We start from the raw sequence: 13,009 nt of genomic DNA, 5'->3' as shown, positions 1-13,009 counted from the left end.
ATGTTCAAGGTGCGCGTGATCCCCTGCCTCGACGTCAAGGACGGCCGCGTCGTCAAGGGCGTCAATTTTGTCGACCTACGCGATGCCGGCGATCCCGTCGAAGCCGCGATCGCCTATGACGCCGCCGGCGCCGATGAGCTCACGTTCCTCGACATCACCGCGACCCATGAGAACCGCGGCATCATGCTGGATGTGGTCCGGCGCACCGCGGAGGCCTGCTTCATGCCGGTGACCGTCGGTGGCGGCGTGCGTGAGGTCAACGACATCAAGACATTGTTGCGCGCCGGCGCCGACAAGGTCTCGATCAACAGCGCCGCGGTGTCACGGCGCGAGTTCGTCAAGGAAGCCGCCGAAAAATTCGGCGAGCAGTGCGTCGTGGTCGCGATCGACGCCAAGCGGGTCAAGCGTCCGGGCGGCGACCGTTGGGAGATTTTTACGCATGGCGGCCGCAACTCGACCGGTATCGACGCCATCGAATATGCCCAGGAAGTGGTCTCGCTCGGCGCTGGTGAAATTCTGCTCACCTCGATGGATCGCGACGGCACGCGGCAGGGCTTTGACATCCCGCTGACCCGGGCGATCGCCGACAGCGTTCCCGTTCCCGTGATCGCCTCGGGCGGCGTCGGCAATCTCGACCATCTCGTTGACGGTATCCGCGACGGGCGGGCCACCGCCGTGCTGGCCGCCTCGATCTTCCACTTCGGGGAATTCACCATCCGTGAAGCCAAGGAGCACATGGCCCGGCGCGGACTACCCATGCGCCTGGATGCCTGACGACTCCCGTTCATAAAAGTGCTACATCAACCGGCGGGGACTGGCCCAACCGGCCAGGCGCGCGTTTCGAGTATTCAGTATGCCGCGTTTCACGATCCACGATCTGGCCGCAACCATCGATGCCCGCGCGGCTTCCGGTGGCGAAGGCTCCTATACCCGCAAGCTGCTCGACAGGGGCGCCGAACATTGCGCCAAGAAGTTCGGTGAGGAAGCAGTCGAAACCGTAATCGCAGCAGTCGAAAACGATCGCGCGCATCTGATCGCCGAAGGCGCCGACCTGCTCTATCATTTCCTTGTGCTGCTTAGGGCGCGCGGCATAAAGCTGGAAGAGGTCGAGGCTGCGCTGGACAAGCGGACCTCGATGTCAGGGTTGGAAGAAAAGGCTTCGCGTAAGTAAGAGCATGGTCCGGAAAAGGGTGAAGCGGTTTTCCGAAAAGATCATGCTCAAGCCTTAGAGATTCGCAACGGAGAAGGCGGCGTCATGGATATCCGCGCACCTGAGCAGCAGTATAATCCGTACCGCATTTATACGCGCCAGGAATGGGCGCATCTGCGCGACGATACGCCGATGACGCTAGAGCCGGGCGAGTTCGACCGTCTGCGCTCGCTGCACGATCGCCTGGACTTGCAGGAGGTCGAGGACATTTATCTTCCGTTGTCGCGCCTGCTCTCGATCTATGTCGATGCGATGCAGCGCCTGTATTACGCCGAGCGCCAGTTCCTCAACATCCGCGACCGCAAGGTGCCCTATATCATCGGCGTCGCCGGCTCGGTCGCGGTCGGGAAGTCCACCACGGCTCGCGTGCTCCAGGCATTGCTGGCGCGCTGGTCGCCGCGTCCGAAGGTCGAGCTGATCACCACTGATGGTTTTCTCTATCCCAATGCCGTGCTCGACCGGCAGGGCATCATGCAGAAGAAGGGTTTTCCCGAGAGCTACGATCTGCCGCTGCTGCTGAGTTTCCTGTCCGACATCAAGTCCGGACGCCGTCACGTACGCGCCCCCGTTTATTCGCATCTGACTTACGACATCGTGCCGAACCAGTGGGCCGAGATCGACCAGCCTGACATCCTGATTGTCGAGGGCGTCAACGTGCTGCAGACCGGCAAGCTGCCGCGCGACGGCAAGGCGGTGCCCGTGGTCTCCGACTTCTTCGACTTCTCGGTCTATATCGACGCCGACGAGGCGGCACTGCGGCGCTGGTACATCAAGCGCTTCCTGGCGTTGCGCGACACCGCGTTCACCAATCCAAAATCCTACTTCAACCGCTATGCGCTGCTGTCCGACGAGGAGGCCACCGCCACCGCCACCGCGATCTGGGAGCGCACCAACCTCGCCAATCTCGAGGACAACATTTTGCCGACCCGCCCGCGCGCGACGCTGATCCTGAAGAAGGGCGCGGATCACGTGGTGGAGAACGTGGCGCTCAGGCGGCTGTAATCAGTGGTCTCGTAGGGTGGGCAAAGGCGCGCTCTTCGCGCGCCGTGCCCACCATTCATCCGCATTGCCGAACGCGATTGGTGGGCACGCTTCGCTTTGCCCACCCTACGGCAGCGTCGATTGTCGCTACACCGTAAGCTGCCGCGCCGCCGCCAAACCGGCCAGCGCCTCGTCCAGCTTCTCGCGATCGAGCGGCTTGATCAAAAATCCGTTCATGCCTGCCTCGAAACAGGCGTAGCGATCTTCCACAAGCGTGTTCGCGGTGAGCGCGAGGATCGGCGTGTGATGGCCGCCCATGGCGGCCTCGTGGGCGCGGATACGCTTGGTCGCTTCGATGCCATCGAGCTGCGGCATCTGAATGTCCATCAAGACCAGATCATAGGGCGTGCCGGCAGAACTGGCAGCGAGCCAGGATTCCAGCGCGGCATCGCCATGGACCGCGATGACGACGCGGTGACCGAGTTTTGTGAGAAGCGACCGCATCAAGAGCGCGTTGATCTCGTTGTCTTCGGCGACGAGGATCGAGAGACCTTTTGCGGGCGTTGTGATCGCGGTCGGCTCGACGGGTTCAGGCGCGAGATCGGGCGAGGCGACTTCCGGAGTTAACGCGAGGCGGGCGGCGAGCGAGGCTGCGCGCAGTGGCTTGACCAGGAAGCCGGTGAAGGCCGGCGAAATTTTTTCATGACGCGAGCTCGGGGTCAGCAGCACGAGCCGCTGCGTGGCGTGAGCGCGTGCGACTTCGCTCAGGCGATCGGCAACAGCCGTACCGAGCGCCCGGTCGATTAGCACCGCATGCCATGAGCGTTCCGGCAGCAGTGCCTCGGCCACAGCCGCATCCGCGACCAGGCAGGTCTGGCCGCCCCAGCGTTCCAGCCGCCGCGCGATCAGGGACGCTTCGATACCGTCGGCCACCAGCAGGATCGATTTGCCGGCGAGATCGGGACTCGGAAACGCGGTTTGTCCGGCATCGCCTTGCGATGGCGCAAGCGGAATCGCGACCTCGAAGGTCGAGCCCTGAGCGGGTGCACTCTCCAGCGTGATGCGGCCGCCCATGCGCTTGACGATGCGCTCGCTGATGGCGAGGCCAAGCCCGGTGCCGCCATAGGTGCGGGCGACGCGGTCGTCGGCCTGCTCGAACTCGCGGAAGATGCGCTGCTGTGCGTCCGGCGCGATGCCAATACCGGTATCGCGGACCAGAAAACTGATTTCGTTCGGCCAGATGCCGGGTTCGACGATCAGCGCAACGCCGCCGTGAGCTGTGAATTTGATGGCGTTGCCGGCGAGGTTGAGCAGCACCTGGCGCAGCCGTGCGGCATCGCCAACGACTTCCAACGGGAGCCGCTCGTCGACATAGGAAGCGATCTCGAGGTTTTTCGCCTGCGCGCGCGGTGCCAGCAGCTCGGTGACCTCCTCAATCAAGGTCGAGAGCGCAAAGGGACGCTGGTCGAGATCGAGCTTGCCGGCTTCGATCTTGGAATAGTCGAGCAGCTCCTCGATCAGCGCCATCAGCGCTTCGCCAGAGGTTTTCACGGCCCTGGCGTAAGTCGTCTGTTCCGGCGTCAGTGCGGTGTCGAGCAAGAGTCCGCCCATGCCGATGATGCCGTTCAGGGGGGTGCGGATCTCGTGCGAGGCCATCGCCAGGAAGCGCGATTTGGCGCGGTTGGCGGCGTCGGCCTGGTCACGGGCATCGGACAGCGCGCGTTCGGTCTCGGTGCGGTCGGTGACGTCGCGGCCGACACTCTGCAATTCGGCGGGCTGACCGGCGTCGAGCCGCACGAACCCTTCGCGCCAGGCGATCCAGCGCGCGCCGAGCGGGGTGGAAATTCTCTGGTCATGGATGCGCGTGCCGTTGCTCTCGCGCGCGCTGTCGCCCTGCTCCAGCACGTCGAAATCGAACCGCGTGCCGACCAGCGCGCTGCGCGTCTGCCCGGCCAGCGCGCAATAGGCGTCGTTGGCAAAGGTGATGCGGCCCTGATGGTCGCGCAGCACGATCAGGTCGCCCTGCGATTCGAACAGGCTGCGGGCGCGCTCTTCGGCTTCCTTCAGCTCCCAATTGCGATCGATCAGCGCCTCGTTGTGGGCGGCGAGCTTGCGCATCCGCTTGGCGACGAAACGCAGCCGCATGCTGAGCGTCGCGAGGCCAAGGCAGGCCAGCGCAAACAGGAAGCTCGCGCCGATCGCAAAGGTGTTGGGATCGTAGCCGGAGTTTGGCGCGCGGCTGCCGGTGACGAAACCATAGGCGCCGCCGAACGTCGCCGAAAAGATCATGAAGGAGCGGATCGCGAAGGCAATTTTGGGGTGCTGTCGCCTGAAGCGGCGCATGCGCACCTTGATCCGGAACGTCCGACCCATCGCCACCGACCCTGATTCTTAACCGAAACCGCGCCACCGCCGTTTGCGACGATGTCTCGCCGACCTTGCGAACAGCTTGAGGCTTTGCAGCCGCCTCCAAACAGGGTTGACGAGGTGTTAACGCCTCAGAGCATGATCCGGACCCGAAGGGCCGCGTTAGCGCAAAGTGTGTAGCGGATTTCCGGAAGGATCATGCTCAAACTTCAGAGCGAGGCGGCCTGGAGCGGGAGCGGGCGATGGCCGCCATGAGCGCCGACGATCAGCGCCGCGGCCTCACGCTGCGAGAACGTCTTCGAGCGCACATAGATGCGGAAATCGGCCGGGCCATCGGTGGAAAGATAGATCGCCGGGCCGCCATCGACCGGCTGCGCGGCAATCGTGATGAGGCGTGTCGCCGGATTGGCCTGGCAGGACTCGGTCTCGGAGCCGAGGCCGTCGTCCACGACTGCGAAATCCGCGGCATCCGCATCGTCGGTGATCTGGACCCGCACCGTGGCCCGCGACGGATCGTCGGTGAAGGCGACATGGACGCCGGCCGTCCAGAACAGGGATGTCAGCTCGACCGAGGTGTCGCCGAGGGCGATGCAGGGATGCGAGACCGATCCGATCTCGCTGCGGGCGAACACCGCAGCCGCCAACAGGGGAACCACTGAGGCCAGGATCTTGAAACGCAACATGACACGCTACTCGCCAGGACCGCCCGGGAACTTGTGGGCCTTATGGTTTGCAGAGCGTAAAGGAAACTCGTTACCGCCGGGTTGATGCGCGGGATGATCAGGCTAGCTGGCGTACATCCTCCGCGAGTGCGCGGTAGGACAGCGCTTCGGCCAGATGCAGCCGGCCGATCTTGTCGGCGCCGTCGAGGTCGGCGAGCGTGCGCGCCACCCGCAGCACGCGGTGATAGCCGCGCGCCGACAGCCGCATGGTTTCGGCCGCATCGCGCAGCAGCTTTTGCCCCTGCGCGTCGGGCTTGGCGATGTCTTCGAGAACCGAGGCCGGCGCCTCGGCATTGGTGCGGACGTTCGACAGGCCGGCCTCCGCGTAGCGCGCGAGCTGGATGTCGCGTGCGGCCGCCACGCGTGCGGCGACTTCGGCTGAGCCTTCCGCCGGCGGCGGCAGGATCAGATCGGCCGCGGTCACGGCCGGGACCTCGATGCGCAGATCGATCCGGTCCATCAGCGGACCGGAGATGCGCGCCTGGTAGTCGCCGGTGCAGCGGTCGATGCGTCCGCGCTTGCAGGCATAGCCGGGCTCGAACGCATTGCCGCAACGGCAGGGATTCATCGCCGCGATCAGCATGAAGCGCGCGGGATAAGTCACGCGGTGGTTGGCGCGGGAGACCGAGACCTCACCGTTCTCCAGCGGCTGGCGCAGCGAATCCAGCACGCGCGGATCGAACTCGGGCAGCTCGTCGAGGAACAGCACGCCCTGATGCGCCAGCGAGATCTCGCCGGGTTTTGCCCGCGCGCCGCCGCCGGTGAGCGCGGCCATGCTGGCGGAATGATGTGGTGAGCGGAACGGCCGCTGCGATGTCAGCGCGCCACCCTCGATCTCGCCGGCAACGGAGGCGATCATCGAGACCTCGAGCAATTCGCCCGGCGACAGCGGCGGTAGGATCGAGGGCAGGCGCGCCGCCAGCATCGATTTGCCGGCACCGGGCGCGCCGATCATCAAGAGGTGATGGCCGCCAGCGGCTGCGATCTCCAGCGCGCGCTTGGCGCTCTCCTGGCCCTTGATGTCGCGCAAATCGAGCGGCGAGCTTGCTGCTTCGTGCACCTTCGGCACGGGCCGCGACAGCACCTGTGTGCCCTTGAAATGGTTGGCGATCTGAATCAGCGAATGTGCGGCGACGATCTGGATATCCGGGCTCGCCCAGGCCGCTTCCGAGCCGCAGGCCGCCGGACAGATCAGGCCTTCCTCGCGCACATTGGCGCCGATCGCGGCGGGCAAAACGCCGGCCACTGGTGCGATCGAGCCGTCGAGACCGAGCTCGCCGAGCACGGTAAAGCCGGTCAGCGCATCCGGCGGGATCGCGCCGATCGCCGCCATCAGCCCGAGGGCGATCGGCAGGTCGTAATGGCTGCCTTCCTTGGGCAGGTCGGCCGGTGCGAGATTGACGATGATCCGTCGCGCCGGCAGCGCCAGGCCCGAGGCGATCAGTGCCGAGCGGACCCGCTCGCGCGCCTCCGACACGGCCTTGTCGGGAAGGCCGACGATGGCGAAAGCCGGCAGGCCCGGCGCGACCTGCACCTGCACGTCGACCGCGCGGGCCTCGATCCCTTCAAAGGCGACTGTCGAAACCCGCTGGACCATGCTGCCCCCTCGCACAATCGAGGGTAGCAGAGCTCGATGGCTCTGACAAGAACAATACAAGAACGAAGGCGGGGGGCGTCGCGATCCCTAACGACCGGTAAACGGGACGAAGACACTAAGCTTCGACTACGCCTCGAATGCGAGCGGCTACGCTCAGCACATTCCAACGAATGTCCGCTACTCCTAAGGCTACGGGATGGGCCGTGGTCTAACGGGTGAACAATTCAAATGCTTGCAAATCGCCGCAGAAGCGAACGACGGGTGTGTACCCGGCTTGCCAAGATTCATTTGGGCGCGGGCTCGCTGCCACGGGACTGCACGATCACCGATATCTCGGATGGCGGCGTGAAAGTCGTGGCGGAATTTCTCGAAGTGCCGCCGCAATTCACCATCATCTTTGCGCCCGACTATTCCCGTCAGTGCCGCCTGCGCTGGCGCATCGGCTGCGAATTCGGTGCTGAGTTCACCGATTAGGCCGGATGCGCGCGTTTCCTTAACGGGAATTTAGCGTTAATCGGCAAAGCATCTCTGATCAGTCCGCCGGCGGTGATCAGAGTATGTCCAAGCGTTTGTCCCTCGTCTCTCCCCCGGCGAGATTGCTGCTTCCCGCGCTCTTGGTGCTGGTCCTCGGTGGTTGCCAGACCACGAGCCTGGAGGACGTGACCGGCGCGCTCGGCGTCGGTGGCAGGTCGGAACCTGCCGCCACGGCGGACGCCAAGCCTGACATGGACGGCTTGCGCGAGCGCTATCGCGCCAGGCCCAGTGATCCCAATATCGCCCTCGCCTACGGCAAGGCGCTGCGCGAGACCGGCCAGCGTGCCCAGGCGGTCGCGGTGATGGAGCAGGCCGTGCTCGCCCATCCCAGCAACAAGGCGCTGCTCGCCGGCTATGGCCGCGCGCTCGCCGACAATGGCAATTTCCAGCAGGCTTTTGACGTGCTCAGCCGCGCGCATACGCCTGAGGATCCCGATTGGCACATCCTCTCGGCGCAGGGCGCCGCGCTCGATCAACTCGGTCGCAACGAGGAAGCGCAGCAATATTATGCGTCGGCGCTGAAGATCGTGCCGGACGAGCCGCAGGTTTTGTCCAATCTCGGCCTGTCCTACATGCTCCAGAACAATCTGCCGCGGGCCGAGGAAACCATGCGCCGCGCCTATCAGCGCAACCCGGCCGATTCCCGCGTGCGGGGCAATCTCGCGCTGGTGCTGGGGCTGGAAGGCAAGCAGGCCGAGGCCGAGACCATCGTGAAGGCCGATCTGCCGCCGGATCAGGCGGCGGCGAAGGTCACGGCGCTGCGTCAGTTGCTGTCGAAGAAGCAGCAGCAGCGGGCGGAGAAGTAATCCGCCGCCGCTGACAGTCTTGCTCGCTCGACAACGCGCTCGTGCTTACGACGCCTTGCGATGCGGCGCGGATCCGCGTCCCGTTTTGCCCTTCAGCTTCTTCAAAAGCGGCCCGAGCAGCGAGCGCTTCGGCTTCTTCACCTCGCCGCGCCCGGCGAGGCGGTTGGCCATGTTCTGGAACAGCTCGGTGGTGCGGTGGCTCTTGGAGACCTCCGCGATCATCTGGCCGTTATTGGCGGCGGTCGAGAACAGCTTTGAATCGAACGGGATCACCGCGAGCGGCTGGCTCTCCATCGTCTTGGCGAACGATTTGACGTCGATCTCGGCGCGCTTGTGCATGCCGACCTGGTTGATGCAGTAGAGCGGCGGCCGGTCGTTCGGCCGCGCCGTCTTGAGCACGGTCAGCATGTTCTTGGTGTTGCGCAAGTTCGCGAGATCCGGCTCGGCCACGATGACGATGTCGTCGGCATTGACCAGCGCGCGCTTGGTCCAGGCCGACCATTGATGCGGCACGTCGAGCACGATGCAGGGCGTGGTCATGCGCAGCGTATCGAAGATCGCATCGAACGCTTCCGCGCCGAAATCATAGACGCGATCAAGGGTCGCCGGTGCAGCGAGCAGGCTGAGGCGGTCGGTGCATTTGGAAAGCAGGCGCTCCATCAGCGCCGTGTCCGGCCGGTCCTGCGACAGCACCGCGTTCGCGATGCCTTGCGCCGGATCCTGGTTGTAGTCGAGGCCAGCGGTGCCGAAGGCGAGGTCGAGATCGATCACGACGGAATCGAGCGCGAGGTCGCGCGCGATGGTCCAGGCCACGTTGTGCGCGACGGTGGAGGCGCCGACGCCGCCCTTGGCGCCGACCACCGCGATCACGCGGCCGGTGATGATGGCCTCAGACGCCGAGAACAGGCTGCAGATCGAGCGCACGACGTCGAGGGTTTCGACCGGCCCGACCACGTAGTCGTTGACGCCGCGACGCACCAGCTCGCGGTAGGGCGCGGTGTCGTTGGGATTGCCGATCACGACTACGCGGGTGCCGGGGTCGCAGACGCCGGCGAGGTCGTCGAGGCCCTCGAGGATGTCGCGCGTGCCGTCGGATTCGATCACGATCACGTTCGGCGTCGGCATCGTGTCATAGACTTCGATCGCCGCGGCGAGGCCGCCGCTCTTGGCGGTGAGATGTGCCTTGGCGAGACGGCGGTCCTGCCCGGCCGCGGTCATCGCGGCGAGCGTCTGCTCGGTCTCGCAGAAGGCCTGCACCGAGATCCGGGGCACCGGTGCAATGTGTTCCTCGGGGTGCTGCGGATCGTCCGCCTCTTCGTCGTGGATGCCCGTCATTTGCCTGTATCGCTGAGTTTGGCCTTTTCAGCCTCGGGATAAGTGGTCGCGGTGGTAGTGCCCTTGCGGTAACGGTCGAAGGCGATGTCGCGCCGTGCGGTATAGGCCGGCGTCTCCGCGCGCGGCTGCTCGAGGTCCGCGGGGTTGTCGATCATCGCGGCAAGATTGCGCTGGGTGGCGCAGCCGAGATTGAAGTAGGGCCGGTTCTCGTTGTAGCCGGGGTCGAGGATCGACGGTCCCATGTCCTCGGGCCACAACCCGCACGGGCCGGCCACCGCTGCGATCTTGGAGTAGCTCAGCCGGATGGTCGGCAGCAAAGCGGGATCTTCGGGACGATAGGGATGCTGGACGATGGCGCGCGACGGCACGCCGCCGCTGCCGAGCACGGCGCGGATTTCGTGATAGGTCGCAGCAGCCGCGCGCGAATTCGTGGTGTCGATGGGCACGTCGACGACAACGGAGCCGGTGCCTTCGCGCACCCAGTCCTGGGCAATACCCATCACGTCGGCGTGCTGCGCGGCCGAAAGTCCCCCGCGCGCCTTGCCGACGAAGATCACGATCGAGCGCTTGCCTTCCTGCACCGCGATCGGATGGCGCATGCGGTAGTCGGTCGGCACCGTCTGGGTGGTGACGACGTCGCCGGTGGTGTTGCAGGCTCCCAGCATGACGGAGAGCCCCGTCAGCGCGAGCGCGATGCGCAAATTGCGACGTCGATCGGTTGTCTTCGTCATCGCCTGGTCCCCTCTTGCCCGTGTCTTGCCCGTGTCTGCCCCGGTCCCCAAACCGTTGGTGTCAGTCGATGATGAAGCCGAAATCGCCCTGGTTGCCGTCCATCGGATCGACGCGGCGCGCGATGCCGTAGAGGCGGTTCATGCGGCCGAGCAGCGCCGACTGCGCATCCGAGGACGGCGCGAAGCCGTCATCGGGCCGCGACAATTCCTTCTGGGCGACCGCGCGCACCACATAGGGGGTCACGATCACCATCAGCTCGGTCTCGTTGTTGACGAAGTCCTGGCTGCGGAACAGCGCGCCGAGGATCGGCACCTGGTCGACGCCGGGCAGGCCGTTGATGGCCTGCTTGGTCTGCTGCTGGATCAGGCCGGCCATCGCCATCGAGCCGCCCGAGGGAATCTCGAGCGTGGTCTCGGCGCGGCGGGTCTGGATCGAGGGAATGGTGATGGAGTTGCTCGCGGTCGACGACACCGCCTGCGTCACGGTGATCGCCTGCTGGTTCGACAGCTCCGAGACCTCGGTCATCACGCGCAGGCTGATCCGGCCCTCGCTGAGCACGACCGGCGTGAAGTTCAGGGAGATGCCGAACTTCTTGTAGGAAATCTGGGTGGTACAGACATGCGTGGTCGGATCGCAGGAATAGCCTGCGGGGATCGGGAATTCGCCGCCCGCGATGAAGGTCGCGGATTCACCGGAGATCGCGGTCAGGCTCGGCTCGGCCAGCGTCCGCATCACGCCCGCGCTTTCCATCGCGCGCATGGTGGCGCTGACGGTGGCGACGCCCTTGGCGAGGCCGGCGACGCCGAGCCCGTTGCTGGAGACCAGCGGGCCGCCCGAAACCGAGAACGGGTTCGAATTGTTGAAATTCACCACTGCGGTGCCGGCATTCAGGCTGGCGCTGAGATCGACGCCCAATTGCTTGACGATGTCGCGGCGGACTTCGCCGACCACGACCTTCAGCATCACCTGGTCGCGGCCGCGCACGACGATGTTGTTGACGACCTTGTCGGCGCCGCCAACGAGTTTTGCGGCGACGTCGCCGGCCTGCTGGGCCTCGACCGGGCTCGACACCGAGCCGGTCAGCATCACGCTGTCGCCGACGCCCTCGATCTGCACGCCCGGCAGCGATGAGCGCAGCGCCGTGCGCATGCCGTTGAGGTCGCGCTTGACCGCGATGTCGTAGGACGCGACCTGCTGGCCGTCGGCGCTGAAGAACACCACGTTGGTCTGGCCGACCTGGCCGCCGATGATATAGGCGCGCTGCGCCGAGCGGATCACGGCATTGGCGATCTTGGGATCGGCCACCAGCACGTCCTTGACCTCGCGCGGCAGGTCGATGACGACCGACTTGCCGATGCCGAGCGACAGCGAACGCGTCCGTGCCGGCGCGATGGTTGCGACCGGCGACACGCCGAGATCAGGCGCCTGCATCGGCGCCTGGTCTCCGACCGGCGCATCCGCAGCGCGGACGAGATCGGGGGCTGCGACCAGCCCCAGCATCAGCATTGCCCCTGCCCAGAACGAGCCGGCGCGCTTCCCCCGAATGCGCAGGCCCGTCCGATTATCCCCGTAGTTCATCATGTCCCCATCACTTCTGTGACGTCAGTTGTCGCGTCTGCACGCCGTAGCGGATCACGTTCACGCCGCTCGAGCGCTGCTTGAATGCCTGGTCCTCGGGCGTGCCGTCGGAGGCGCTGGCATCGGCGATGCTGCGCAGTGCAAGTGTCAGCGTGCCGCCCTGGCGCGAGGCCGACAGCGTCGCGACCTGGTCGGGCTTGAGCTCGAGCGTGACCGTCTTGCCGACCACGGCGTTCTGGCCGTCCTTTTCCTTCGGCGCCTGGTCGATCGCGAGCACGCGGATGTTGGTCAGGATGACCTCTGACACGACCAGGTCATTGCCGCCGGTCGAGCCGTTATTGTTGGCGCCGTCGGGATTCTTCAGGCGTCGGGTCAGGACGATGTCGACGCGGTCGTTCGGCAGGATGAAGCCGCCGGCCGCGGTCTCGGCGGAGATCTCGGTGGACACGGCCCGCATGCCGGACGGCAGGATCGCGGCCATGAAGCCGGAGCCGTCGGCCTTCACCAGCTTCTGCTCGCGGATCGGCTCGCCCTGCATCAAGGGCACGCGTGCGATCGAGCCGGCGATCTGGGTCTGTGCGTCGGGCCTGCTGTCGCGGCGGATGAAGGCGCTGCTGGCGGTGGCTTGCGGCCAGGTCTGCCATTGCAGGTCCTCGGCCTTCACGGCCTGGCCGAGCTGAATGTCGGATTTGGCGACGAGCACCTCGATCGTCGGCAGCTTCTCGGCCACCGGGAGCGCGGGCGCGGGCTTGTTGTCGTAGCCGCTCGCCAGATACGCAGCGACGCCGCCGGCGCCGATTGCGATGACGAGAACGACAATGCGTGCGGTGTTCATACGCTTCTACTCTTACGCGGGGCACTCGAACCGCACCTGGCGGGTTCCCCGGCATCGATGAGTAGGGAGTAAAAGTATAAGGGGTGTTGCGAGGCCGAGTGTGATGGTCCGTGACGGCACGGGTTTTGGGCAGATGGTGAATGCCGCGTTAGCCGCCCGGCCAACGGCCCCGTAAATTCACGCAAGTGCGCTCATGCGTTCGCACGAGGCGCGGGGCGTCATGGTGAATAGGTGGTTAGTGATCGGTACGATAGTCTACGAGCGATAGTCGCTGCTCCTCATCCTGAGGAACTTGCGCAGCAAGCGTCTCGA

At 65.5% G+C, this 13,009-nt stretch carries 12 protein-coding genes; 5 read left to right on the top strand and 7 right to left on the bottom strand.

The genetic code is table 11. The features are described 5' to 3' along the window. The 3 genes from hisF (at position 1) to coaA (ending at position 2,212) form a co-directional block, all read left to right on the top strand. Positions 1-774, top strand: coding sequence for an imidazole glycerol phosphate synthase subunit HisF (hisF, locus tag ACP2YP_RS01280; protein WP_212301904.1), 774 nt, complete (start codon positions 1-3; stop codon positions 772-774). 79 nt (positions 775-853) lie between these two features. Beyond that, a complete protein-coding gene (locus tag ACP2YP_RS01275; RefSeq protein ID WP_426421856.1) occupies positions 854-1,171 on the top strand; it encodes a phosphoribosyl-ATP diphosphatase in 318 nt (105 codons plus the stop codon). 84 nt (positions 1,172-1,255) lie between these two features. Beyond that, a complete protein-coding gene (coaA, locus tag ACP2YP_RS01270) occupies positions 1,256-2,212 on the top strand; it encodes a type I pantothenate kinase (protein ID WP_426421855.1) in 957 nt (318 codons plus the stop codon). Between the two features lie 126 nt (positions 2,213-2,338). On the opposite strand, the gene ACP2YP_RS01265 is transcribed toward coaA, so the two are convergent. The 3 genes from ACP2YP_RS01265 to ACP2YP_RS01255 form a co-directional block, all read right to left on the bottom strand. Further along, complete coding sequence (locus ACP2YP_RS01265) at positions 2,339-4,564, bottom strand: ATP-binding protein (protein ID WP_426421854.1); 2,226 nt, start codon at positions 4,562-4,564, stop codon at positions 2,339-2,341. 203 nt (positions 4,565-4,767) lie between these two features. After that, entirely contained in the window at positions 4,768-5,241 is a 474-nt protein-coding gene (locus ACP2YP_RS01260; protein ID WP_426421853.1) for a hypothetical protein, read from the bottom strand. Positions 5,242-5,338: 97 nt separating this feature from the next. Further along, positions 5,339-6,877, bottom strand: a complete 1,539-nt coding sequence (locus tag ACP2YP_RS01255; protein WP_426421852.1) for a YifB family Mg chelatase-like AAA ATPase — start codon at positions 6,875-6,877, stop codon at positions 5,339-5,341. A 228-nt stretch (positions 6,878-7,105) separates the two neighbouring features. Between ACP2YP_RS01255 and ACP2YP_RS01250 the strand changes: the two genes are divergently transcribed. Both ACP2YP_RS01250 and ACP2YP_RS01245 read left to right on the top strand, forming a co-directional pair. Beyond that, a complete protein-coding gene (locus ACP2YP_RS01250) occupies positions 7,106-7,351 on the top strand; it encodes a PilZ domain-containing protein (protein ID WP_200297365.1) in 246 nt (81 codons plus the stop codon). Between the two features lie 83 nt (positions 7,352-7,434). Beyond that, positions 7,435-8,217, top strand: coding sequence for a tetratricopeptide repeat protein (locus ACP2YP_RS01245; RefSeq protein WP_426421851.1), 783 nt, complete (start codon positions 7,435-7,437; stop codon positions 8,215-8,217). A gap of 45 nt (positions 8,218-8,262) precedes the next feature. Here ACP2YP_RS01245 and ACP2YP_RS01240 read toward each other — a convergent pair whose 3' ends face one another. From ACP2YP_RS01240 to cpaB, 4 genes are all read right to left on the bottom strand, one after another. Beyond that, on the bottom strand, positions 8,263-9,552 hold the full coding sequence (locus tag ACP2YP_RS01240) for an AAA family ATPase (RefSeq protein ID WP_426421850.1): 1,290 nt from the start codon (positions 9,550-9,552) through the stop codon (positions 8,263-8,265). Continuing rightward, positions 9,549-10,283: a CpaD family pilus assembly protein gene (locus ACP2YP_RS01235; protein ID WP_426421849.1), complete on the bottom strand. Its 735-nt coding sequence runs from the start codon at positions 10,281-10,283 to the stop codon at positions 9,549-9,551. Before ACP2YP_RS01235 ends, ACP2YP_RS01240 begins: the two co-directional genes overlap by 4 nt. A 61-nt stretch (positions 10,284-10,344) precedes the next feature. Next, positions 10,345-11,862 (bottom strand): type II and III secretion system protein family protein, encoded by a 1,518-nt coding sequence (locus ACP2YP_RS01230; protein ID WP_426426439.1) that lies wholly within the window; start codon positions 11,860-11,862, stop codon positions 10,345-10,347. A 10-nt stretch (positions 11,863-11,872) separates the two neighbouring features. After that, on the bottom strand, positions 11,873-12,697 hold the full coding sequence (gene cpaB, locus ACP2YP_RS01225; RefSeq protein WP_426421848.1) for a Flp pilus assembly protein CpaB: 825 nt from the start codon (positions 12,695-12,697) through the stop codon (positions 11,873-11,875). Positions 12,698-13,009 lie beyond the last annotated feature (312 nt).

The sequence above is a fragment of the Bradyrhizobium genosp. A genome (genome assembly GCF_049949275.1).
Taxonomy (GTDB): Bacteria; Pseudomonadota; Alphaproteobacteria; order Rhizobiales; family Xanthobacteraceae; genus Bradyrhizobium.
Note: the sequence above shows the minus strand (reverse complement) of the source record. Positions and strands in the feature narration are given on the sequence as shown.

Excerpts from the sequence above, each read along its gene's own strand:
- hisF (WP_212301904.1), top strand. The coding sequence starts at position 1 with ATGTTCAAGGTGCGCGTGATCCCCTGCCTCGACGTCAAGGACGGCCGC.
- ACP2YP_RS01275 (WP_426421856.1), top strand. The coding sequence starts at position 854 with ATGCCGCGTTTCACGATCCACGATCTGGCCGCAACCATCGATGCCCGC.
- coaA (WP_426421855.1), top strand. The coding sequence starts at position 1,256 with ATGGATATCCGCGCACCTGAGCAGCAGTATAATCCGTACCGCATTTAT.
- ACP2YP_RS01265 (WP_426421854.1), bottom strand. The coding sequence starts at position 4,564 with ATGGGTCGGACGTTCCGGATCAAGGTGCGCATGCGCCGCTTCAGGCGA.
- ACP2YP_RS01260 (WP_426421853.1), bottom strand. The coding sequence starts at position 5,241 with ATGTTGCGTTTCAAGATCCTGGCCTCAGTGGTTCCCCTGTTGGCGGCT.
- ACP2YP_RS01255 (WP_426421852.1), bottom strand. The coding sequence starts at position 6,877 with ATGGTCCAGCGGGTTTCGACAGTCGCCTTTGAAGGGATCGAGGCCCGC.
- ACP2YP_RS01250 (WP_200297365.1), top strand. The coding sequence starts at position 7,106 with ATGCTTGCAAATCGCCGCAGAAGCGAACGACGGGTGTGTACCCGGCTT.
- ACP2YP_RS01245 (WP_426421851.1), top strand. The coding sequence starts at position 7,435 with ATGTCCAAGCGTTTGTCCCTCGTCTCTCCCCCGGCGAGATTGCTGCTT.
- ACP2YP_RS01240 (WP_426421850.1), bottom strand. The coding sequence starts at position 9,552 with ATGACGGGCATCCACGACGAAGAGGCGGACGATCCGCAGCACCCCGAG.
- ACP2YP_RS01235 (WP_426421849.1), bottom strand. The coding sequence starts at position 10,283 with ATGACGAAGACAACCGATCGACGTCGCAATTTGCGCATCGCGCTCGCG.
- ACP2YP_RS01230 (WP_426426439.1), bottom strand. The coding sequence starts at position 11,862 with ATGAACTACGGGGATAATCGGACGGGCCTGCGCATTCGGGGGAAGCGC.
- cpaB (WP_426421848.1), bottom strand. The coding sequence starts at position 12,697 with ATGAACACCGCACGCATTGTCGTTCTCGTCATCGCAATCGGCGCCGGC.